Source organism: Pseudoalteromonas ardens, from assembly GCF_030125445.1.
Classification (GTDB): Bacteria; Pseudomonadota; Gammaproteobacteria; order Enterobacterales; family Alteromonadaceae; genus Pseudoalteromonas; species Pseudoalteromonas ardens.
In genome coordinates, this window is the sequence record NZ_JASJUV010000006.1 from 86,821 (window position 1) to 108,381 (window position 21,561).

Below are 21,561 nucleotides of genomic sequence, written 5' to 3' on the forward strand. Positions count from 1 at the left end.
ACATGCCTGGTGTAAACAACAAGGCGCGTTTGCCTGACAACCCAACCTTAAAAGAAATAAACTGGTTTAAAAAACAAATTAACTGGGGTGAGTTGCCACCATTTTATCATCTTGTCGCCTCTTCAGTTAGTGAAGGCGAAGGAATTTTTCAGCATGGATTTGATCATGCCGTTAAGCGCCTGCTAGACAAGCGCAACTGGAATTTATCTCTGCTTGGCGGGTATGAAGACAGCAACGGTATCATCCACTGCGAGAAAGCACCGGCCTTGGCGCTTCATCAAGTGTTTACTGACCGTGGCTTTGAGTTATGGGCTTACCCTATCGCCAAGGGCGTTAAAGTAGACCGTTATCTGAAAGACAATAAATATCTTGAGTTTAACGTCTGGGACCCACATACCATGAAAGTGCTGCTGCGGTTTAACCAGCTCCACAAGTTTATCGCATTTTATTTCGACAGAGGTGACACCGCAGACAAAGCCTTGATTTTGCATGCACACAAAGTGGTCTATAAAACATTAAACATGCTGCAAAGAGAATTGAACGTTATCAAGGTTGATGGGGTCTCAATTAAAGATTTTTATATGTTATGCGAAAAAGACGCCCGAGCATGCAGCGATGAAATAGACATCGCCAAGATCATGCTGGGTGACGAAATGAATAAGGATTAGAATGCAGTTAAAAAAGCTGTTTCAGGCATCTCTATGTGCCCTGGCTTTGAGTATGTCAATCCCGGGCCAGGCTCAGTCAACACTTAAACTGCCCGACTTGGGCACATCCGCAGTCCAAGTGTTGCCCATAGACAAAGAACAAGCCATCGGCGAAATAATGATGATGCAGATCCGCTCAGGCTCCAAGCTGGTGCAGGATCCGGTGCTCGATGAATATTTATCAACCCTTGGCAATAAGCTAGTTGCCAATGCTAACGATGTACGCTTTCCTTTTTCCTTCTTTTGGATTGATAACAAAGGCATTAACGCATTTGCCTTTTATGGCGGTCACGTTGGCGTACACACAGGCCTGATGGCCCAGGCCGATAACGAAAGTCAATTCGCTTCAGTACTGGGCCACGAAATAGCCCACGTAACCCAGCGCCACCTGGCACGCAGGATCCAACAAGCTAAAGACAATAGTGCCCTGACCATCGCAGGTATGATCACGGGTATTCTGGCAACTGTGATAGCCCCGGATGCGGGTATGGCCATCCTGTCGGCCAGCTCAACACAATCAGCACTGAGTCAGCTTACTCACAGCCGTAAAGCAGAGCAAGAAGCCGACCGTTTCGGTATGCAGACCTTATACAATGCAGGGTTCGACCCTCATGCTTCCAGCGAGTTTCTGAGTAAACTGGCAGCCCAGGTACGCTTTAAAAACAAAGCACCGGTGTTTCTAATGTCTCACCCACTGCCCGATTCACGGGTCTCGGACGTCCGTTTACGCGCTCAACAATACGAGCAACGCTATGTACCCAGAAGCCCTCAATTTCAGTTGGCCAGGAGCCGGGTGATTGCCAGATATCAGCTCGATAGTGAATCAGCCCAGGCGTACTTTGAGCAGGCATTAAAGCGTTCATCGGAACTGGACAAAAGCGCCCTGGAATACGGTCTGGCCATTACTTTCCTGGATCAGGAAAAACTGGATAAAGCCCAAACGGTGATGGATAAATTACTGAGTGCAGAGCCCAATAACTTGTTTTATCTGGACGTATACACCGATCTGTTGCTGGCGAAGAAAGATTACGCAGCGATCACCAAGTTACTGGGCGAAAAACATCAACTCAGACCGAATAACCAGGTGATCACCCTAAACTACGCCAATGTTGCAATCAAAAGTGAGCAATATGATCTGGCTGAACAACTACTGAAAGTCTTTTTGCTCGAAAAACCAGGTCATGTTTTGGCAAGACAGCTGCTCACTGATACCTACAAAAAGATGGATGCCAAAGCCGATTACCATGAAAGTCAGGCCAGTTTGCTCAGCCATTACGGCGCCTTTATGCGTGCTGCGGATGAAATTCAAAAAGCGCTTAACCACGTAGAAAAGGAAGAAACCATTCGTCGCCTGCGCTTAAAAGCACTACTGACGCAATACCGTGATATGCAAAAAGAACTCGCCAAACTTTAATTTACCTGCTGCACCATGAACACGGTCGTATTGCTCGGGCGTTCATGGTGCGGCTTTCTGTCTACCCTCCTCAACCTCTTACCGCGCGCCCGGATATACGCCGCTACTTAGCCGGAAAAACATAGGCAGGGCTTACAGGATACGATACAATTTGCGCCAAATTAGATAAGTACTATTACCGTAAAGGATCTTGTATGTCTGTTACGATTTATCACAACCCTCGTTGTTCAAAATCTCGTGAAACGCTGGCTCTGCTGGAATCTCGTGATATTCAACCTGACGTCGTCGAATATCTAAAAACCCCCATCGACGCAGACACGCTAAGTGGCCTGCTGCAAAAATTGGGTTTTACCTCTGCACATCAGCTGGTACGCAGCAAAGAAACACTCTACAAAGAGCTAAGCCTGAGCAAAGACAGCGACGAAGCCGATCTGCGTCAGGCAATGCTGGAAAACCCAAAACTCATTGAAAGACCTATCGTGGTTAAAGGTGATAAAGCCGCCATTGGCCGTCCACCTGAATCAGTGCTGGATATCCTGTGATCCTATGCCTGAGATCTTAGTTTTATATCATTCAAGCCATGGCTCAGTTGCAGCAATGGCACATGAAATTGCAGACACACTGGAGTTTCACGGCGCACAAGTCAGACTTCGTACCTTCGTTGCGAAAGAAGCCCATGACATTGTGGTATCAAAGCAAGATCTCATTGACTGCGATGCGCTGGCATTTGGTACGCCCACACGCTTTGGCATGATGGCGTCACAAGCTAAAACATTCTGGGAAACGACCAGTGATATTTGGCTCAAAGGCCAGCTGATCGACAAACCGGCATGTGTCTTCTCTTCGTCCAGTAGTATGCATGGTGGCAACGAAGCGACCCTGCTTAACCTGTCTTTGCCGCTGTTACACCACGGTATGCTGCTGATGGGTGTACCTTATGATGTACCTGAGTTACTCTCTACCACCAGTGGTGGTACACCTTATGGCGCAACCCATGTGGCAGGCATGGACAACAGCTGTGAGTTAAGCGATACAGAGATAAAAATCTGTCGCGCACTTGCAAAACGTCTGTTTACCATTAGCAATAAATTATCATGAGTCAGATCCCTAAAAAAACCGTCACAAAACGCTTCCAGGCCTCAGCCCTTATTGGGTACGTGGGCTTGTTAATTCTTATGCCTTTATGGTTATTTGTGTTGGCACCCCGCGGGGGCTACAGCACAGGTTTCGTGTTTGCGGTGTATATTTTACCCCTGTTGTTGCCACTTAAAGGCATTATTCAGGACAAGCCTTATACCTATGCCTGGGCCAACTTCATTGTGTTAATCTACTTCACACATGGACTGACGCTGCTTTGGGTGTCTCCGCAAGAAATGCTGCTGATATTACTTGAGCTCTTTTTTGCCACCTGTATGTTTATTGGCTGTACCTATTACGCCAGACACCGAGGTCAGGAGCTGGGGTTAAAAATCCGCAAGCTAAAGCAGGATTTAGCAGATGAGAAAGCAGCTTACGAGCAGGACAGCCCCAGGGACGAAGAAAAGTAACGCAATCAGGCCATGCACACCAACGCAGTGGCCTGAACTGCAAATTCTAATTGGATAGTGGGCGTCCACCGGTGATTTTATTGGCACGCCCTTCTTCTTTGGCTTTTTCAGCCCGGCGGCGACGCGCTTCTTTAGGGTCGGCGATAAGTGGGCGATATACCTCAATCCGGTCTCCGGCACGTACTACGTGATTCAGCTTAACAGTTCTGTTCCACACACCCAGGCTCAGGTTCGTCGGATCAATTTCAGGACACCGTTCCAAAATACCACTTTGTAAAACCACTTGCTCCACCGAGGTTCCCTCTGCAACGTCGACACTGAGCGTGGTGGCCTTATCAGGCAGCGCAAATACCACTTCAACCTGGATCATGAACGTACTCCGTATACAATTTTAGCTCGCTGTGTAAAGGCAGAGACCATGTTCTTCGCCACTTCGTTAAAGATACGGCCAAATGCCAGCTCAACCAGCTTATTGGCAAATTCGAACTCCAGCTTTAAACAGACTTTACACGCTTGCTCATCCAATTCGATAAACTCCCAATATCCGTGTAATGATTTAAACGGACCATCAACAAGCTGCATTCTGACCCGGTTTCCTTCGTACTGATTCTTAGTCGTAAACCATTTTGTCAAACCAGCCTTAGAGATTTCAAGGCTTGCAGTCATACCCTGATCCGAAGTATCTATCACCCGCGCCCCGGAACAATGCGGCAAAAAAGCGGGATAAGCGTCAACATCATTGACCAAGTTAAACATCTCTTGTGTGCTATACATCACTAACGCACTTTTTTCTACTTGTGGCATACGCTCTCCAAACTCTAACAAGGCGATTTTACCAAGGTTTTCAAGATTTATCTTGTTTGTGACAAGCGACTGCGCGAAAATAGCCACAATTTTTGATCCGCGCCGATATACAAGGTAGACTAAGCCATTATGGCAAAGAAAAAACCAAACAAATCAAATAGCAATACCATAGCGCTAAATAAAAAGGCGCGTCATGAGTATTTTTTACACGACAAGTTCGAAGCGGGTATTGAGCTTCAAGGGTGGGAAGTGAAAAGCATTCGCTCTGGTAAGGTCAATATCACAGATACTTATATTCACCTGAAAGACGGCGAAGCCTACCTGCTTGCCAGTCAGATCCAGCCGCTCAATAGCGCATCCACACATGTTATATGCGATCCAATGCGTTACCGTAAATTGCTGCTTAAAAAACGCGAAATAGACCGCTTGATTGGTGCAACTGAGCGTGATGGCTTCTCACTGGTTGCCACAGCCATGTACTGGAAGAAGTGTTGGGTAAAACTTGAATTCCACCTTGCCAAAGGTAAGAAAATGCATGACAAGCGGGCCGACATCAAAGACAGAGACTGGTCTCGTGATAAAGAGCGCCTGATGAAACATAAAGCTTAATACTAAAACACATAAAAAAACCGCCTTTCGGCGGTTTTTTTAGCGCTTAATGGCAAAGGCCATTAAGCTTTATACTTTTGCATAACCAAAGTCGCGTTAGTACCGCCAAAACCAAAACTGTTCGACATCACAGTATTCAGTTCCTGCTCACGCATTTCAGTAACAATATCCAGGCCTTTTGCCTGCTCATCCAGCTCGTCAATGTTGATAGACGGTGCGATGAAATTGTTTTCCAGCATCAGTAATGAGTAGATAGCTTCGTGAACGCCTGCAGCACCCAAAGCATGACCTGTCATTGCTTTAGTTGCACTAATCGCAGGAGAGTTATCACCGAATAACTCCTGAATAGCGCCCAGTTCTTTCACGTCACCAACCGGTGTAGACGTACCATGCGTGTTCAGGTAATCGATTGGGCCGTCGAGATCTTGCATTGCCTGCTTCATACATCTCACAGCACCTTCACCAGACGGCGCAACCATGTCATAACCATCAGATGTTGCACCGTATCCAACGATCTCTGCATAGATATGTGCACCACGAGCCAGCGCGTGCTCAAGCTCTTCAACAACGACGATACCGCCACCACCAGAGATAACAAAACCATCTCGGTTTGCATCGTAAGTACGCGAAGCGGTTTCTGCCGCGTCATTGTACTTGGTTGACAAGGCACCCATAGCATCGAATTCCATTGCCAGAGTCCAGTGTAGCTCTTCACCGCCACCGGCAAAGATCACGTCCTGCTTGCCCAGCTGGATTTGCTCAACCGCGTTACCAATACAATGTGCAGACGTCGCACAGGCAGAACTGATTGAATAGTTCACACCTTTAATTTTGAACGGTGTTGCCAGACAGGCTGAAGCTGTACTCGCCATCGTGCGCGGTACCATGTATGGACCAACACGCTTTACGCCTTTCTCGCGCAGAATGTCTGCGGCTTCAACCTGATATTTAGATGAACCACCACCTGAGCCAACGATCAGACCAGTACGCTCATTTGAAACTTGCTCAGGTGCCAGACCTGAATCTTCAATCGCTTGCGCCATTGAAATATAAGAAAATGCAGCTGCGTCGCCCATAAAGCGATGTGCTTTACGGTCAACCAGAGACTTCACATCAATATCCAGCTTGCCAGATACCTGGCTGCGCAGATTTAGGTCTGCGAACTCTTGGTTAAAAGCGATACCACTTTTACCCGCTTTCAAAGACTCTAGTACTTCTTGCTTGTTGTTACCGATGCTTGACACTACACCGATACCCGTAATAACGGCTCTTCTCATGGGTAATTCCCTTAGGACTTTTTAAATTTACGCGTATTCTACGCTGAAACCAGGCACCAAGTGGTCAGCTTTCCAGCGTACACACGTACTCTGAACTGATATTTGTTAAAATGCAACGGACGAACGCAAATAAAATCCGTAAAATAGACACCAATTTAGTAGCGAACTTTTACACACACTATGATACGCAACGCCCAGATACACTTTAACGACGCAGGAACACCCGTCGCAGACAGCTTTGACGATGTCTACTTTTCAAATGATGATGGCCAGGCTGAGTCTGACTATGTTTTTTATTCGCAAAATAAGCTCAATACCCGCTTGCTGAACCATGATCGCAACCACTTTGTCGTTGCAGAAACCGGATTTGGCACCGGCCTGAATTTTCTTAATACCTGGGCTCAATTTCAACGACTAAAAACACAACGTAACGTTCAGCGTCTTTATTTTATTTCATTCGAAAAATACCCGATTAAGATTGAAGATTTAAGACAAGCCTTAAAAGCATGGCCAGATCTATCTGAACAAGCCGGACAACTCTGCGCCCAATATCCGGACGCTGTTGAGGGTTGCCATCGCCTTGAATTTGATGATGGACAGGTGATCCTGGATCTGTGGTTTGGTGATGTGCACACCTCCTTACCAAAACTGTCTTATGGGCCACAGGGCCTGGTTGATGCCTGGTACCTGGACGGCTTTGCACCGAGCAAAAACCCGGACATGTGGCAACAATCTCTGTTCGATGCAATGGCTGCACTGAGCCGAGACAACGCCACGTTTGCCACCTTCACCGCAGCTGGTTTTGTCCGCAGAGGCTTGCAGCAAGCAGGTTTTAACTGCCAGAAAGTAAAAGGATATGGCCGTAAAAGAGAAATGGTAATCGGCCAGTTTGGGGCAGCCAACGCGCATGCGACTAACCCACAATACTACCGTCACGTTCCTCGTGCACTCAGAAAGGTTGCCATTATAGGCGGCGGCATAGGCTCAGCTTGTTTGAGCTACCACCTGGCCAAACGTGATATCAATACGACCTTATTCTGTAAAGATGACACATTGGCCAGTGGCGCATCGCATAATCGTCAGGGTGCCGTGTACCCCAACCTGCAAGCCCAGTACAGCACGACCAGCGAATTGTATGGGTTGAGCTTTTTATACGCACGCCGCTTCTATCAACATATTGAAGCATTAGGCTTTAACTATGACCATGACTGGTGTGGCGTGCTGTTACAAAGCGTCACTGAAAGTAAGCGCACACAGCACCAGAAAATCGCCACCAGTGACTTGTTTCCCAAGTCGCTGATACGTCCGGTCTCCGCAATAGAGGCACAAGCGCTGGCCAATATTGATACGCCATTCGAGGGACTCTTTATTGAACAGGCCGGCTGGGTAAGCCCGCCTCAGCTCACCCAGGCTGTATATGATGCTGCACAGGCCAGATGCCGGAGTCAGCACCACTTTAATGCAGACGTCAGTGAACTCGAAAAACGCGAGGACGGCTGGTATTTACAAGTCAATAGTCACTGGCAGGGCCCGTTTTCTGACGTGTTTGTATGTGGCGGTGAACACAGCGATATGTTCACTCAGACTCAGCACTTAGGGTTACACGGTGTACGCGGTCAGGTTTCACATATCCAGGCAGGCAAAGCCTCGTCCAAACTCACTACCGTGTTATGCCACAAAGGGTACTTTACGCCCAGCATGGAGGGAGAGCATTGTATGGGTGCTACCTTTGAAAAATACAGCAAAGGCCGGGAAGTCACCGAGCAGGATAACCTAACCAACCGCGCTCAGTTACAGGGCTTTTATGCAGATACTGAATTTGATCAAAGCCTTGGGGAGATCACTGGCGCTAAAGCGGCTGTGCGTTGCTGTTTCAACGATCATTTCCCGATGGCAGGTCAGGTGCCGGATCCTGACAGCCTGTGCAGCGCGTTTGCAAACCTGCGCCGGGGAAAGCACGATGACTTTGAGCCGTTAGCAGAACCTCATGAGGGATTACATGTGGTGACCGGGTTTGGTGCCCGAGGGTTATGTAGCGCCCCTTTAGTGACAGAGCACCTGATCGCCGCGTTGTGTGATGAGCCCCGACCGTTTAGCGAGCGGATCAATCAGGCACTACACCCTGCCCGCTTTGTAGTCCGGGACTTAATTAGGAATAAGATCTAACCTGAATCTGCCACTTTGCAGCGGCGCGCCTGATAAGCGCGCCTGGCTGTTACGGTTTCGAGATCTGGATAATTACCCGACGGTTTTTATCACGACCAATCGGTGTATCGTTTGGTGCAACGTGACGCTTTTCCCCAAATCCATCGGTGACAATTTTATCTTCGGGTATGCCTTTTGACGCCATGTAGGTTTTTATCGCTTCGGCCCGCTTTTTCGACATAGCCATATTAACCGAGCGGCCGCCATAGCTATCGGTATACGCCGAAATATAAATGGATTCAATTTGCGGATCGTTATTCAGATACTCCCCAATCATATCCAAACGTTTTCGTGATGACTTGGTCAGCTCACTGCTGTTGAACTTGTAGTTCATTACCGTGAATGCAATGTCTTCAAAGCTGTAAGGCAGCAAATTATCGCGACACTGCAAAAATTCCCAATAGGCATTTTTGAAGTTCACTGACGAGAGTGCCACGGAGATCTGATCATGCTGGTTTTGCCAGTCCTGATAATAAAAAGTGGGATAATAACCCTTTTCTAACTCTGTCAGCATCTCCCAGCTGATGGCATTGGTGAGTTCACCATCAAATTTCTTCAATAACTTCATCTGGCCCATCACTCTGGCTGGTAACCCAGCCCGCCACGCCGGCGGCACAGATTCAAGGCCGGCAAAGTCGTAACTATCAGGCCTGACCACCATATCCAGATTAAAGGTGAGATCTTTATTTTTACTCGCCGTAGCCATAAATATCGCTTCGCCGTAATACGGGACTTCGTGTGACAGAGCACAAGACAATCGTGTTGTCCTGTCGACAAACCATTGGGAGCTGTCTGCTGTGGCAGAGTATTGCCGCATTGCACCCTGCGCCTGAAGTGACAGGATACTCAATGTGGTAGCAATAATCAGGTTCGCTTTAAACTTCACGCTCTTACTCCGCTTTAAACAAAAATACCGAACTGGGCGCGCTGCTTGAATGGCCATCGCAATCGTCAGGTAACGCCTCACCGATAAATCAAGCAATAATCATGCCTTTAAAAACGGACTTTGACGGCAAAGTTCTGACGGCAGGACCCGCTTTGCATCTAGCCTGCATTGCGTGCAGGAAACACGCCAGTAAATTCGCATCTTTATCTGCGATCAGTATAATAGGCCGCTCAATTTAGTAAACCAAGCAGATTATGGCAGAACAAGAGCAAACCCTATTCGCAAAGCGCTTCCGCGGCTTCTTTCCGGTCGTCATTGACGTTGAAACCGCAGGCTTTAATAAAGACACCGACGCACTGCTGGAAATTGCTGTCAGCATGCTCAAAATGGATGAACAGGGCCTGCTCAGCCTCGACCACACGGTGCATTTTCATGTCGCACCTTTTGAAGGTGCCAATATCGAGCAGTCGGCGATTGAGTTCAATGGCATTGATCCCTTCAGTGCGCTGCGTGGCGCGGTTGATGAAGAAGAAGCCATCAAAGAGATCTGTAAAGCGGTCCGTAAAGCACAAAAAGCAGCAGGATGCCAACGCTCTGTGGTGGTTGCGCATAACGCCGCATTTGACCACGGATTCTTAAACGCAGCCATTGAACGTTGTAAAATCAAGCGCACCCCATTCCACCCATTTGTGAGTTTTGATACCACCTCGCTGGCCGGGCTGGCACTGGGTCAGACCGTACTGGCTAAAGCCTGTCGCACTGCAGGGATTGAGTTTGACAACAGTCAGGCACATTCAGCCCTGTATGATACCGAGCGCACCGCTGAACTGTTCTGTCATATCGTGAATAAATGGCAGGCACTGGGTGGCTGGCCTTTGCCAGACGTTGAAGATGAGAGCGACGAAGCGTCAGAGTAACAAACCAATCTAAGATACGCGATACCAAGCACTGAGGTATCGCGACAAGATTACTGGGTAGCGAATTCCTGGGTGATCTTACCCTCGTCGAGCAATACCGAGTGAGGCGGATAGATCCGTGAAAAAGATTTACTGTCTCTGGCAATGGTCAATTCAATGCCCGGATGCATCAATTCGTTAATCTTAATCCGGCTAAGCTTTAATAGTCGCGCCAGCTTATGCTGCACCAGCTTCATATTTCTTTGATTACGCGCGTAATGTTTACTGAGCTGTTGCTCATTCTGGGCCAGCTTGCTGAGATAAGCATCGCGTTTATTAGAAGCGGGCGCCTTTTGGGCTTTGATCTGAGCGCGTTTCAGGGCAAGGGTTTTATCTGTGAGGCGTTTTTCGAGGTCTTTAAATTCTTGTTGTTTTTGCTTTAGCATATGCCAGTCCTGGGCCAGCGCAATCCGCGTTCGTGTCCCCGACGGAGCCCCCACTTCACCCGCTTCGATGCGCATGGCGTCATAGACCGTGCCACCGATCAACTTTCCTCGGGGCGTATCGCCTTTTCCTACCCGGATCATTCGCTTGGCTCTTAGGTCACAATGTAAAACCTGACGTTCAATCAGCAGATCTTGTTCAGATTCTATATGACAATATTGAGCATACCCGATAGAGACCGTACGCTTTGCTTTGATACAACAGCTGAAATCTTCGCCTTCATCTCTTTTACGACCTATCACGCCCAGCATGACGGTCACGGCACCATTGCTCTCAAGTTGGGCAGACTCGACAAACCCAATTACGGTGATATCACCGGATGCTTTGATCCTCATGCCATCTTTGACATCACCGCTGACTATCACACTACCATCAAATTCAATATGGCCTGTGGTGACATCAACCTGATCGTAACACAATACATCATCAACGCGGATCCCACGCGGAATAGCAACAGGTACACCTTTGGCGTCCGCAATGAGCAGATTAGGATCATCCGGTGAGATTTTAGTACCTTCGGGTACTTCCAGCGCAAAATCTTTACCCTGCTTTGGTTCAAGCACATCGCCAAACACAGAGTAGCCTTCTTCACCGGGTGTTGGCGGGACGCGCTTCATCAGAGGACTGCCCGGACTCACCGTAATGATGGCGCCCAGGTCACGCATATCAACTTTGCCGCCATCTTTTTGTTGCGGACTCAGCACTCTGTCCTGCGCTGTCATGCACAAACGAACAAATCTGGCGTCGGTGCCATCTTTAGCACGCTGGCCATGGGCAACGATACCACTGTATACACTACCCGGAGACTGCTCAAACTGCTGACCTAAAAAGGTGTCTAAGGCCTGCTTACTGATACCACGCTTAACCCCTGCTGATCTAAGAGCTTCACGGGCTTGATCCATAGTGACCATTTTACCGCCGCGTGCCGTTGTCAGTCTTGCTTCAGCCATCATGTTATTTTCGTCAACCCGAATAGACAACTCGGCATCAACCGCCTGCGCAACAATTAAAGAATCCTTCTCCCTGTCATCCGACGGCGAAAACAACTGCCCGATATTGGCATGTATGATATCAAAGTCGGCATAAGGAGAGCTTTCCAGCGCTTCAACAAGCTGCGCGGAACTGGCCGGAAATCCGGTATTTGCAGGGTGTTCGTTCATTGAAACGTACCCTGACTCCTCATCAAAATGAAACAAAGACATCACTTACTTCCCGAAAAATATGCACGATGTTATTAAATTTATTATGCACTACCAGGTCTATACATAGGGCTCGGCCGCTGTGTAACCTCTTATTGTGTATTGCATCCATGCTGACAATCTGTGAAGAGCTTATACAGAAAACAGCCTGCGATACCATTGCCAAGAAAGCGCTCACGCTTCTAATAGCATTGATATCTAGTCCCATCATTTTACACTTGTACCCAGTCATGCAAGCGAATTTTGACAAACAACAAAAATCACGTGGAAAAATTACAACCAAAGTGCTATATTTCCCATAATCTAAGATGCGGCCAAATTTCAAATTTAGCTAAAACAAGTACAAATCTGCCAATCAGACTAAACAACGATATATAAAAACAACCATTGCCTTTCCTTATTTGAGCATAACCTTCCCTAATTGTTAAGCCCGACCAGCCGCTCAGCTAGACAAAATATAAACGATTGTAAATGAGACTTGAGTATAAAACCGCCAAGTAGTTCTTATCACTGTACTTATCGGCAAACTTCGCTTGAGCTTTAGAGGTTTTATTGGGTATAATCACAATTACTGACTGAAAGAGATTTCAGGGGCTGATTAGGATTCGACAGGATTCATGAAGCCTGAGGTGCATGTCGAGGGGCGGTTGGCCTCGTAAAAAAGCCGCATTTAAAGTAATCGCAAACGACGATAACTACGCTCTAGCGGCATAATAGCCCGCTAGCACTCTGCCAAGATATGCTTGTGGATCTGGATTATGAGTGTCACCCTACACAAGATCGCTGCGGAAACCCTGGCCGGGGTTGAAGGGCTAAATTTAAGCGGCCTCGCCTTTACTTATCGTGTTCGTCCGAGACTTAAAGGTTAACCAAAAGACGATACTAAACATGTAGGACCGAAGGTCGACGCTTTCTGGACGGGGGTTCAAATCCCCCCAGCTCCACCAATAAATAAGCCCCCGCATTTGCGGGGGCTTTTTTTATGGGATTGTCCATCCTCAAGCATATTTTTAACCGTCCACTTTTCCGCGCAATTCAATCATAGCCTGCACTCGTATTTCTTTCATTTCGGCATTGCTCTGTTCAAGCAGTTCATCGCTGAAGGTGGTATCCGCAAAGGTATGCTGCCGGAAAAAGTGAGATAGTAGATTCACAAATTCGTTTGAGCTTTGCGCGTAGTCACCCTCTTCCTCTTTTTCCATACTTTTTAGTCGCGTGTAAATCTCAATGGCCCTTTCGGGGTAGGCATAATCATCTACGCTGAGCCAGGCTTCCTCCAGGTCGCTCAGTGAATATGTCGAATAATCAATCTCTTTTCTTATAATCAATGTATTATCCCGGTAAAAATCAAACTACCACACTAATTCAATACAAAAGCAAAAGACCATCGCTGAGCTATACCGCCTAACAGACTTTGAATTACTTAAAGTCAGATTTTAGCGGATGTAATGTGACCTGATCCGCCTCCCATAAGTCCAATAATATTTGGGCGTAACAGCTAAAAAAGAGGCAACACCCGCTGCCCCTCCCCTCATCTGCTACTTAACAGCGGGGGCTTTTGTCAGTTCCGTAAGCAGTAACTCAAATAGTCCGTATTCTGCATTGACGCATTCCTCACTGCTAAACCCACAACTCAAAAACAGGACAATGCTGGAATCGTGACTTTCAATATAGGCATTCTGAGTGGAGTAGCCATGGTTACCGCCGCTGTGTTCGTATACGGTGGCATTTGGATAAGTGTGTTTCATCATACCCAGCGCGTATTGGGTGTTTTCATCTTCTCGAACAAGACTGTCACTGCCACGCAATAACCCGTGTAATGACTCACTCGCAAAGTCTGGATTTTTAAACAGACTGCGTGTAAGCAGTGCCAGATCAGATACGGAAGACGCTATGGGCGTTGCGTTAGACCAGATAGAACTAAACAGCGGGCCAACATTCATGAACTCTCCGTCTATGTAGTCGTAGCCCGGTGTGATCTCCCCTCTGTCCTGTTCGTAACCAATGGCAAACGTTGCATCCAGTGATAAAGGTGTGATGATGCGATTTCGTATCTCAATGGCGTTATGATGCCCCAGCACTTTATCCAGTATCATGCCTGCAAGTGTGTAATTGGTGTTGGAATAATGAACGCCGGCACCGGGCTTAAAATAACCGGGGTTATTCAGTGCGTACTGTGTCAGGCTTTCGTTAGTGACAGGTAATGCCGGATTAGCGAGTTTGTCTTCTACATAGGTATTTTTGTCTGAGTAGTTGTAAATACCACTGCTGTGATTAAGCAGTTGCCGTAGTGTGATCTGGTCGCTATATTGAATTTGATCCAGCAAAGTGGTTGGCAACCAGGTATCGAGTGTGTTGTCCAGATCCAGCATGCCGTCCTCATGCAGCATGGTGGCCAGCAGCGCGGTAAAAATTTTGCCAGAGCTGGCAATATGAAAGCTGCTGTTAACATCCATCGGGGTATGCTGCTCAAGGTCTGCGACCCCCGCTGCTCCCGTGAATTCGTGTTCGGGGGTCCTCACATACAGCAGTATTCCTGGCACTTCGTCCGACACCAGCTGATCTATCAGTGCCTGGTAATCCAGGGTTTTGCTCTCAGGCTGTACTACTTCGGCTTTTTTTTCCGGCTCTGGTTGAATTGCCGCTGTATGCTTATCTGACCCGCCACAAGCGCCCAGACCAAGACACATCGATGCCATCAGCACACTGTGTGTTATCTTTGTTGTAAGTTGCATTGCATATCCTTTAGGTGGTTTGCTTAAGTGAAACCATCCTAAAAGAAGTCAGTATGTGAAGGTGTACCAAGGGCTACCAATGTGTATCAAAACGTACCAAGATATACTGTTTAAAAAACTTAGGCTTAAAACATCCGCCATGACGCAGGTGAACGGCCCGAACGTTTGTACACCCACATCAGCTTGAGTTCACGTTTGGCAAGCTCCACGCTATCTCCCTGGTAAAGCGTAAATACAACAGGCTCTGTGGTCACAATAGTTTGTTCAATATAGCCACTTTGTGCCCCTGTCCAACACTTTAACGCCTCCTGAGAATGAGAGGATTTGAGGCAATACGTAGCTCCTGCTTGTGTCTGCCATTGCACTTTCACATCAACGTGGCATTTATCCCCTTGCGTAAGCGACACACACTGGGTCGGCGATAACTCCAGTCGATTTCTGCTCAGCTCAGGGTCATCAGGCTTTGCCTGAAGATGGCCACACAGTAACAAACCCTGACATGTAAAAGCCGGTATGATGAGCAAACCAGCTCGGTTCTTTTTTATTCTTTTCATAACGCTATAACAGTAGATACTTTCAACCTGGTCAGAACACAAAGCTCACTAAAATCCCCAGCTCAGATACATGCCCGTCACGGTTTTCAGCTTTGTTGAACATAGCGACCCACGGACTGTTATTGATACTGCGTGGCATATGGCTGTATTTAAAATAGGTTTCAAACATCCAGTGTTGTGAAATAGGATACAGCGCCCCAATTTCTGCACTCACCTCTGTCCCGGAGGAAGTGGAATAGGCAGGAAACATGTAAGACGCTATCTCCTCAGGCACACCAAAATAGTAATTGATGATTTCCTCAGAACGATAAACTAACCCCGTGTTGGCGTACATCTGCCAGTTTTTATACTGAAACGACTGATCGACCCACAAAGACGCAAACATGCCATCGTCATACTCCCGGTTAAACGAGTAGGGTGCCCAGCTAAACTGGACCGTGGTTTTGTTAAAAGAACCGGTGGCCCGTACGCCCAGCATTTGCGTTGATTTACGATAATGTACGGTCGGCTTATTATTCTGCCAGCCTGGAAAATCAAGGCTTTGATGCGCCTTGAGGGTGATCACATCAAAGTTCCAACCGTCGGGATTATAAAAATTATACCCAACACGCGTACCATCATTGAGCATTCTGTAGTTAGTCAGCTCAGCAAATAAGCCATTAGCCAACTGATAACGAGCATTGATAAATGCTGAAGCCCCGCTGCCTTGATGATCCCGCGCCCGGTTTGGCGTTGAGGCCCGGTAGCCAAGCCCCAGCTTAACATACCCGCCTTCAAGCGCTTCATCGTCCCCGCTTTGCGTGCTTTCTTGTGCGGCAAGCCCTGAATAAGAACTCAAAACAAGTAACGAAGCCAGCGAAACGCGTAAACACGCTCTGGCATATATCGAATTCATACTTATTCCATCTAATTAGTAATGTGTATAAAGCGCAATGATAAATGTACAGGTACAGAAAAGATGTACCAAAGTGTACCTATTTATGGATATGAGTGCGATGTGTGCATGAGATCAAAGTGCATAACTCAGAGAGATATAGAGGTCCCAAAACATATCTTTGTAATGAACAGTTCAGTAGAATACTAAATTGGAAACAAGGATAATTTTAAGGAATAGATATGTTGACCAATAAGAAAGCCCAATTTTGTTTGAGTACACTGGCGCTGGTTGCCTGCTCTGCTGTCGCGCAAAGTGATGAACTGATCCTGAAACAGGACAGTGTTAGAGACAATATACTGACGCAGGATAAATTAACCACATTCACACCCGACTTTCGTGGCGTACATTTCATAGCAACAGACAGCCACGGCAGTATTATCTCTGGCAACCAGGTTCACGGCACCCAGCCTCAGTTAAATGCGGCTGACAGCACTAAGTACATCACCTTTGATGTGATCAATCAGGCTGGTGTGAAAGCCACTTATTACGGTTCTCCGTCGCTGGATTTCAATGGCTGGTATGGGCACTGGGTTGATGCAACTGAGCAAAGTGGTGATTTTGAGCTGACCATAGGTGATGGCACGGTACCTAACCGAGCTTGCCAGCTGGCGGACGAAAAAGTCGATATCAGTGGCTTTGAGGTTGCAACAACCAGTCATGGCAGCATTAACCACCTAAATGATGGCGTCGTTGTCTATAGCTATAATCACGTCTGGTTCTCTAAAGAGAAGCAAGAGTCAATCTATGTCACTTTGCCTCAGGCAGAAGCCGTGTCTAAAATCGCACTTGCACAAGGTTACAATCACACCACAACCTGGGTGACCACCAGCTGGAAACTATATGGTAGTAACGATAAACAAGTGTGGGCACCCATTGGTTCTGGCGACAAACCCGACTTTCCCGCCATGTCTGAGTACTGCCTGGAATCAAAGGCACATTACCAATATTACCGTCTCGACGTATCCAATGACCTGGGCAACTACCTCAGCTTAGGCGAGTTGGAACTGTATAAGTAAATAAAAATGACTTGCTGGCCGATTCACCCCGGCCATTATCACTCATACTATCCAGTCGCACCAGCTGCAAATGGTGCCTCCATAGACGGAGTAACAGATGTTATTTACCCAAAAAAGTGATTTGCTGCTTTATTGACCTGAAATTACGATGTATTATTTGCCGCAATTTTATACAGAGAACTGAAACAATGAAAACTTGGACTACCCTATTATTAACTCTACTTGCCACTTTCAGTACCTTAACATTTGCTAGTGTTAAAGGTTCCACAAAAACAACGGTTACAACATTAATCACTTACTCACAGTACGGTCAGGGTGATATCGTATTTAAGCTTGCGGCACCTGAAGAGTCTTGTGCAGATGGATACTGGATGAAAAAGTCGGACCCCGGTTTTGATGCTAATTTATCGGCTTTGTTGTCTGCGTATCACGCAAAATCAAAAGTGATCGCGCGCGGCCATGATGACCAAATCTGGGCTGGTTCATCCGGTAGATACTGCCTGCTCTATTCAATCGAGCTCTACTAGGCTGCCCCGAATAGTGAACGGGAACCTCATGGTGCCCGTTCTTAATTGTTCATTGCACCTTTTTAGTACTCAATGCGGCTTACCGGGATATACCAATATCCCCAGATACCATTAACATTACGTGTCGGCTTCTCAAGGTAGTGCCCTCCAACTTAGCCCCACACTTTGGACCAACTAACAGCTCTCTTCAGGCATCACAACTTGATCGCGGCCATTGTTCTTAGCCTGATACAAACACTGGTCGGCACATTTAAATGCCCCATCCGATGCCCCCAATTGCTGCACACTCATTGCCTCGCTTACACCAAAGGAGGCGGTCACCCGCAGCGATGTGTCACCCAGTTCAAACGGCTTTTCTCTCAATGCATCAACCATGTTTTGGGCCAAGTCCCGAAAAGCATCACGCTGTTTAGCCACCATCAGAAACTCCTCACCACCCCAGCGTACAAACAACTCATCATCGGCTACAAACTTTTGTAACCGGGCTGCGGCTTCACTGAGTACCCAGTCTCCCTTATCATGACCATAGGTATCATTGATCTGTTTAAAGTGGTCTAGGTCAATCACCACCAGCCGGTATTGAACCTCAGCTCTCAGCTTGTTTGGCCGTGCCATCTCCTGCTGATACAAACGACGATTGGCCGCTTTGGTAAGTGGATCTACAAAGCTTAGGTCATACAGGCGACGGTTTTCTTTACTCACTGCTCTGGCACGCAGCGCCAGCCACCCAGCACCCGTGAGCGTCAGGAACAGCCACAGACCCAGTAGTCTGAAACGCTGCTTATCCAGTAAAAGCTCAAGCTTAGATAAACGACTTTGCGCACTCAACAAGTCTCGTTCCTGGGCTATTTGCTGCACCTCCAGAGCCGTATCCAGGGCAATCAACTCATTCATAATCATGGCTTTTTCTTCTATTCGGGCATTTTTAAGTAATGCTAATGCCGCCTGCGCCTCCCCCTGACGCTCAAGCACCTCAGCAAGGAAAAGGCGACTTTTTATTAGCCAGCGAGCATGGTTAAGCTTACCAAAAACCGCCATCGCCGAGCGCGTTGCCACATGTGCTTCATCTAAACGGCTGCTCGCGTAGTAAGCAAAGCCCAGCTCCAGTAAACAGATCCCATGCTGCATTGGGTATTTTTCAGCGCTGGTCTTCGCAACGCACTGACTGGCTTTTTGCGTCGCACCACCCAAGTCTTTTTCCAGATTAAGTAGTCTGGCCTCATTTTTAAGCGCGACGACCCGATAAAAATCGCTCACATCCTCGTCCAGATAGCTGAGTGCCTGCTCTAATTTTTCTCTGGACTGGACGGCCTGATCTGCACGGTTATGGGCAAAAGATTGGTTAAATAAAATTAACGACATGTACTCTGGCGTAGCATCGGGATACTGGCTGTAGAGTTTTTCAGCCTGGCTCAGGTATTTTAACGCGTTGTCCCACTGCTCAAGATGCACGTACAACAGACCGAGGTTATTGTGCAATAACGCACGCAGTCGGTGCTCGGGTAACGTTTCAATCTGTTTAATCCCTTTAAGAAAGTACTGCTGCGATTTAACCAGTTCATTGGTCGAGTTAAACACCACACCAGCGGTATTATAAACCTCCTTTAAAAGGAACCCGACCTGGTGTTGCTGAGCAACCGCCACAGCCCTTAAAATAGCAGAGCGCGCTGTTTCAAGATCACCGATACGCAAGGCCGCTTTTGCCTGCGCCTGGGCTACCCAAGCTTCCAGCCAGTTGAGCTGATGTTGGCTCGCAAGGTCTGTCAATTGCTGGTTTAATCTTGCCCGCTCGGGATCATCACGGGTTGCACGCCTGTGGATCCATAACACATACACTTGTTCAATGGGCACCAGCTCATGAGCGCCCTGTTGCCAGCGCGTCAATTTTGCTAACGCTGCTTGTGGGGAATCTGAGGCCAGTTCATAAATGTCGAGCAGCGGGTGTGCCGATTGCAATTGTTGTAGTTGAACCTCGGGGGGCAATACTGAGGACATCAGGGCTGGCCGTTGAGTGGTTGAACTGTGAAACCAAAAGGTATCCAGTGTTGCCACGATTAACACCGAAATAAAGAATACGCTCAGCGCAAAAAAGGCTTTTTTGTACATGACCCAGGTCATTAAAGGATAATTGCTAAATTATACAATAAAGTCACAGTCTTGCCTGAAATTGTGCATACCCAAATTGTCACAGTTCAGCATCAAAATCATCGCCCAGGTTAGCAATGAGTGGCGAAAGTTGACTCGCGCTGATGCGTCAATTCGATCAGCTGCAAGTCAGTTCTTTTTTTCTTACGTTAAACCCTAATCGCGTTTTAATGCCATACGCCAATACTCATCTCCGAGGTGAAACCGGGGCCAAACGCTGCAAGCAGGCTGGCATCACCACACCTGGCTGAATCAAAGGTACGCTTTAGTACATCAATCACTGCAACACTCGAGGTGTTACCCGTTTCAGCCAGACAATCGCGAGAGCGTGATACCATATCAGGCTCAAGCGATAAACACCTTACCAGCTCATCAAGAATACGCTTACCACCGGTGTGAAAAATCGTGCTGTCTACCTGGTTTGCATTGCGCGATAAGCTGCGCTGACAAAACGATTGCAAATATGGCGCAACGTGTGGGATCGAATGCATCACCTCTTTATCTAACGAAAACTTAAAGCCCTGATGCGTAATGTCATATTCAATATAGGGAATGGTATCTTTAATCGTCACACTCTGGTTGTTAATAAGCTTAAGGCCAGATACCAGGCTGTCGCCCCGCATTACAACCGCAGCTGCGCCATCGGCAAATAAAGCGTCACTGATAAAGTCCTGCAACCGGTTGGCTTCTTTATGAAAGCACAATGAGGATGTTTCAACACAAACGATCAGCACATTGCTGTTTTTTCGGCTCTGACAATATTCAAACGCCCGCCCGATTGCCGATGCACCAGCCACACACCCCAATTGTGCAACCGGGATTTGCTTGGTTTCGTTACGTAAACCCAGCCGGTTGATCAGATGGGCTGTTAAAGAGGGCATCATAAAGCCGGTGCATGAGGTGGCGATCACCATATCTATGTCCTCAGGTGCAACCTGAGCATTTTCCATCGCCTCAGTAGCAACTATTTCTGCCATTTCAATGGCGGCCTCTTTATAGCGTTCAGCTCGCGCGCCAAAATCCTGAAGCTTCACAATCTCTGTCAGAGGTAAAATCAAATGTCGATTCTTTACCTCTGTATTTTGGATCATCTCAAAAGCCCGTTGCTTGTACGGACTATCCGGGTGGCAAATCTCAATTACGGTCATGATGTCATCTGCATTGACAAGATGTTCAGGATAAAAAGTCGCAGGTTTGCATAATGTGGTCATGTTGTATCTCCTTTTGAATTCTTACAAAAAGACCTGACCACCGCAAAAAACTTTCACAAAAATAAAAAATAAAATTAACAACATGAAATTTGAAACTTTTATTTATCTTACATAAAATCAGTGTACTAGAGCAAAAACCGCAACAAAAGGTTAATTAAGAATTAATAAAAAGGAAGTGTATTCAGATCGGTAACACTGTACATTAACTGCGCGTTCAATCTGGTGAACGTAACAACTAAAGGAATGAACATGAAACTGACGCTAAAAAAGACATCAATCAAACATCTCTCGACAAACGCTAGGCAAATACACCAGGCAGACACACCGCAAGTCGCCGGTGGCACCTGGAGTCCAACAGTGCTGTATGCCTGTGCGACATCTTTATGTT

21 protein-coding genes and 1 other RNA gene are annotated in these 21,561 nt (G+C 47.2%); 11 read left to right on the top strand and 11 right to left on the bottom strand.

Annotated features, from left to right (window positions below; all coding sequences use genetic code 11):
* Positions 1–2 precede the first annotated feature (2 nt).
* The 5 genes from QNM19_RS17610 to QNM19_RS17630 all read left to right on the top strand — a co-directional run bounded on the left by QNM19_RS17610 (position 3) and on the right by QNM19_RS17630 (position 3,668).
* Positions 3–668 (top strand): hypothetical protein, encoded by a 666-nt coding sequence (locus QNM19_RS17610; protein ID WP_125563324.1) that lies wholly within the window; start codon positions 3–5, stop codon positions 666–668.
* A 1-nt stretch (position 669) separates the two neighbouring features.
* Positions 670–2,121 (top strand): beta-barrel assembly-enhancing protease, encoded by a 1,452-nt coding sequence (bepA, locus tag QNM19_RS17615; RefSeq protein WP_284027018.1) that lies wholly within the window; start codon positions 670–672, stop codon positions 2,119–2,121.
* A 194-nt stretch (positions 2,122–2,315) separates the two neighbouring features.
* Positions 2,316–2,663 carry an arsenate reductase (glutaredoxin) gene (gene arsC / locus QNM19_RS17620; RefSeq protein ID WP_049865062.1) on the top strand — a complete coding sequence of 116 codons (348 nt, stop codon included), beginning with the start codon at positions 2,316–2,318 and terminating at the stop codon, positions 2,661–2,663.
* Positions 2,664–2,667: 4 nt separating this feature from the next.
* On the top strand, positions 2,668–3,219 hold the full coding sequence (gene wrbA, locus QNM19_RS17625) for an NAD(P)H:quinone oxidoreductase (protein WP_010385891.1): 552 nt from the start codon (positions 2,668–2,670) through the stop codon (positions 3,217–3,219).
* A complete protein-coding gene (locus tag QNM19_RS17630; RefSeq protein ID WP_049865063.1) occupies positions 3,216–3,668 on the top strand; it encodes a DUF2069 domain-containing protein in 453 nt (150 codons plus the stop codon). The genes wrbA and QNM19_RS17630 overlap by 4 nt, the downstream gene beginning before the upstream one ends.
* A 46-nt stretch (positions 3,669–3,714) precedes the next feature.
* Here the strand turns inward: QNM19_RS17630 and QNM19_RS17635 are convergent, their stop codons facing one another.
* Both QNM19_RS17635 and QNM19_RS17640 read right to left on the bottom strand, forming a co-directional pair.
* Positions 3,715–4,038, bottom strand: a complete 324-nt coding sequence (locus QNM19_RS17635) for an RnfH family protein (RefSeq protein ID WP_010385887.1) — start codon at positions 4,036–4,038, stop codon at positions 3,715–3,717.
* On the bottom strand, positions 4,035–4,472 hold the full coding sequence (locus QNM19_RS17640) for an SRPBCC family protein (protein ID WP_010385885.1): 438 nt from the start codon (positions 4,470–4,472) through the stop codon (positions 4,035–4,037). The genes QNM19_RS17635 and QNM19_RS17640 overlap by 4 nt, the downstream gene beginning before the upstream one ends.
* Before the next feature lie 129 nt (positions 4,473–4,601).
* Here QNM19_RS17640 and smpB point away from each other — a divergent pair, with 129 nt between their 5' ends.
* Positions 4,602–5,081, top strand: a complete 480-nt coding sequence (smpB, locus tag QNM19_RS17645) for an SsrA-binding protein SmpB (protein WP_010385884.1) — start codon at positions 4,602–4,604, stop codon at positions 5,079–5,081.
* Positions 5,082–5,143: 62 nt separating this feature from the next.
* On the opposite strand, the gene fabB is transcribed toward smpB, so the two are convergent.
* The gene (gene fabB / locus QNM19_RS17650) at positions 5,144–6,358 is read right to left on the bottom strand and encodes a beta-ketoacyl-ACP synthase I (RefSeq protein ID WP_049865064.1); all 1,215 of its coding nucleotides are present in this window, start codon (positions 6,356–6,358) and stop codon (positions 5,144–5,146) included.
* 180 nt (positions 6,359–6,538) lie between these two features.
* Here fabB and mnmC point away from each other — a divergent pair, with 180 nt between their 5' ends.
* Positions 6,539–8,524, top strand: a complete 1,986-nt coding sequence (gene mnmC, locus QNM19_RS17655) for a bifunctional tRNA (5-methylaminomethyl-2-thiouridine)(34)-methyltransferase MnmC2/FAD-dependent 5-carboxymethylaminomethyl-2-thiouridine(34) oxidoreductase MnmC1 (RefSeq protein ID WP_049865065.1) — start codon at positions 6,539–6,541, stop codon at positions 8,522–8,524.
* A gap of 49 nt (positions 8,525–8,573) precedes the next feature.
* On the opposite strand, the gene QNM19_RS17660 is transcribed toward mnmC, so the two are convergent.
* On the bottom strand, positions 8,574–9,449 hold the full coding sequence (locus QNM19_RS17660) for a flagellar protein MotY (protein WP_156202328.1): 876 nt from the start codon (positions 9,447–9,449) through the stop codon (positions 8,574–8,576).
* A 254-nt stretch (positions 9,450–9,703) separates the two neighbouring features.
* Here QNM19_RS17660 and rnt point away from each other — a divergent pair, with 254 nt between their 5' ends.
* Positions 9,704–10,366 (top strand): ribonuclease T, encoded by a 663-nt coding sequence (gene rnt, locus QNM19_RS17665; protein ID WP_049865066.1) that lies wholly within the window; start codon positions 9,704–9,706, stop codon positions 10,364–10,366.
* A gap of 50 nt (positions 10,367–10,416) precedes the next feature.
* Here rnt and QNM19_RS17670 read toward each other — a convergent pair whose 3' ends face one another.
* Complete coding sequence (locus QNM19_RS17670) at positions 10,417–12,051, bottom strand: DUF342 domain-containing protein (protein ID WP_284027019.1); 1,635 nt, start codon at positions 12,049–12,051, stop codon at positions 10,417–10,419.
* 587 nt (positions 12,052–12,638) lie between these two features.
* On the opposite strand from QNM19_RS17670, the gene ssrA reads away from it, so the two are divergent.
* Positions 12,639–12,995, top strand: a transfer-messenger RNA (tmRNA) gene (gene ssrA, locus QNM19_RS17675).
* 63 nt (positions 12,996–13,058) lie between these two features.
* Here the strand turns inward: ssrA and QNM19_RS17680 are convergent.
* From QNM19_RS17680 to QNM19_RS17695, 4 genes are all read right to left on the bottom strand, one after another.
* Complete coding sequence (locus tag QNM19_RS17680) at positions 13,059–13,376, bottom strand: hypothetical protein (protein ID WP_049865067.1); 318 nt, start codon at positions 13,374–13,376, stop codon at positions 13,059–13,061.
* Between the two features lie 210 nt (positions 13,377–13,586).
* Complete coding sequence (locus tag QNM19_RS17685; RefSeq protein ID WP_049865068.1) at positions 13,587–14,783, bottom strand: serine hydrolase domain-containing protein; 1,197 nt, start codon at positions 14,781–14,783, stop codon at positions 13,587–13,589.
* Between the two features lie 125 nt (positions 14,784–14,908).
* Positions 14,909–15,337 carry a DUF3019 domain-containing protein gene (locus tag QNM19_RS17690; protein WP_284027020.1) on the bottom strand — a complete coding sequence of 143 codons (429 nt, stop codon included), beginning with the start codon at positions 15,335–15,337 and terminating at the stop codon, positions 14,909–14,911.
* 31 nt (positions 15,338–15,368) lie between these two features.
* A complete protein-coding gene (locus QNM19_RS17695) occupies positions 15,369–16,232 on the bottom strand; it encodes a MipA/OmpV family protein (RefSeq protein ID WP_284027021.1) in 864 nt (287 codons plus the stop codon).
* A 221-nt stretch (positions 16,233–16,453) separates the two neighbouring features.
* Here QNM19_RS17695 and QNM19_RS17700 point away from each other — a divergent pair, with 221 nt between their 5' ends.
* Together QNM19_RS17700 and QNM19_RS17705 are read left to right on the top strand one after the other, a co-directional pair.
* Positions 16,454–17,290, top strand: coding sequence for a hypothetical protein (locus QNM19_RS17700; RefSeq protein ID WP_049865072.1), 837 nt, complete (start codon positions 16,454–16,456; stop codon positions 17,288–17,290).
* Positions 17,291–17,478: 188 nt separating this feature from the next.
* The gene (locus QNM19_RS17705) at positions 17,479–17,817 is read left to right on the top strand and encodes a hypothetical protein (RefSeq protein ID WP_049865073.1); all 339 of its coding nucleotides are present in this window, start codon (positions 17,479–17,481) and stop codon (positions 17,815–17,817) included.
* 174 nt (positions 17,818–17,991) lie between these two features.
* On the opposite strand, the gene QNM19_RS17710 is transcribed toward QNM19_RS17705, so the two are convergent.
* Both QNM19_RS17710 and QNM19_RS17715 read right to left on the bottom strand, forming a co-directional pair.
* The gene (locus tag QNM19_RS17710; RefSeq protein ID WP_284027022.1) at positions 17,992–19,923 is read right to left on the bottom strand and encodes a diguanylate cyclase; all 1,932 of its coding nucleotides are present in this window, start codon (positions 19,921–19,923) and stop codon (positions 17,992–17,994) included.
* A 206-nt stretch (positions 19,924–20,129) separates the two neighbouring features.
* Positions 20,130–21,173 (bottom strand): type III polyketide synthase, encoded by a 1,044-nt coding sequence (locus QNM19_RS17715; protein WP_284027023.1) that lies wholly within the window; start codon positions 21,171–21,173, stop codon positions 20,130–20,132.
* Positions 21,174–21,561 lie beyond the last annotated feature (388 nt).

Bases quoted from the DNA above. Each gene is read 5' to 3' on its own strand.
- QNM19_RS17610 (WP_125563324.1), top strand. From the start codon at position 3: ATGCCTGGTGTAAACAACAAGGCGCGTTTGCCTGACAACCCAACCTTA.
- bepA (WP_284027018.1), top strand. From the start codon at position 670: ATGCAGTTAAAAAAGCTGTTTCAGGCATCTCTATGTGCCCTGGCTTTG.
- arsC (WP_049865062.1), top strand. From the start codon at position 2,316: ATGTCTGTTACGATTTATCACAACCCTCGTTGTTCAAAATCTCGTGAA.
- wrbA (WP_010385891.1), top strand. From the start codon at position 2,668: ATGCCTGAGATCTTAGTTTTATATCATTCAAGCCATGGCTCAGTTGCA.
- QNM19_RS17630 (WP_049865063.1), top strand. From the start codon at position 3,216: ATGAGTCAGATCCCTAAAAAAACCGTCACAAAACGCTTCCAGGCCTCA.
- QNM19_RS17635 (WP_010385887.1), bottom strand. From the start codon at position 4,038: ATGATCCAGGTTGAAGTGGTATTTGCGCTGCCTGATAAGGCCACCACG.
- QNM19_RS17640 (WP_010385885.1), bottom strand. From the start codon at position 4,472: ATGCCACAAGTAGAAAAAAGTGCGTTAGTGATGTATAGCACACAAGAG.
- smpB (WP_010385884.1), top strand. From the start codon at position 4,602: ATGGCAAAGAAAAAACCAAACAAATCAAATAGCAATACCATAGCGCTA.
- fabB (WP_049865064.1), bottom strand. From the start codon at position 6,358: ATGAGAAGAGCCGTTATTACGGGTATCGGTGTAGTGTCAAGCATCGGT.
- mnmC (WP_049865065.1), top strand. From the start codon at position 6,539: ATGATACGCAACGCCCAGATACACTTTAACGACGCAGGAACACCCGTC.
- rnt (WP_049865066.1), top strand. From the start codon at position 9,704: ATGGCAGAACAAGAGCAAACCCTATTCGCAAAGCGCTTCCGCGGCTTC.
- QNM19_RS17670 (WP_284027019.1), bottom strand. From the start codon at position 12,051: ATGTCTTTGTTTCATTTTGATGAGGAGTCAGGGTACGTTTCAATGAAC.
- QNM19_RS17685 (WP_049865068.1), bottom strand. From the start codon at position 14,783: ATGCAACTTACAACAAAGATAACACACAGTGTGCTGATGGCATCGATG.
- QNM19_RS17690 (WP_284027020.1), bottom strand. From the start codon at position 15,337: ATGAAAAGAATAAAAAAGAACCGAGCTGGTTTGCTCATCATACCGGCT.
- QNM19_RS17695 (WP_284027021.1), bottom strand. From the start codon at position 16,232: ATGAATTCGATATATGCCAGAGCGTGTTTACGCGTTTCGCTGGCTTCG.
- QNM19_RS17700 (WP_049865072.1), top strand. From the start codon at position 16,454: ATGTTGACCAATAAGAAAGCCCAATTTTGTTTGAGTACACTGGCGCTG.
- QNM19_RS17705 (WP_049865073.1), top strand. From the start codon at position 17,479: ATGAAAACTTGGACTACCCTATTATTAACTCTACTTGCCACTTTCAGT.
- QNM19_RS17710 (WP_284027022.1), bottom strand. From the start codon at position 19,923: ATGTACAAAAAAGCCTTTTTTGCGCTGAGCGTATTCTTTATTTCGGTG.
- QNM19_RS17715 (WP_284027023.1), bottom strand. From the start codon at position 21,173: ATGACCACATTATGCAAACCTGCGACTTTTTATCCTGAACATCTTGTC.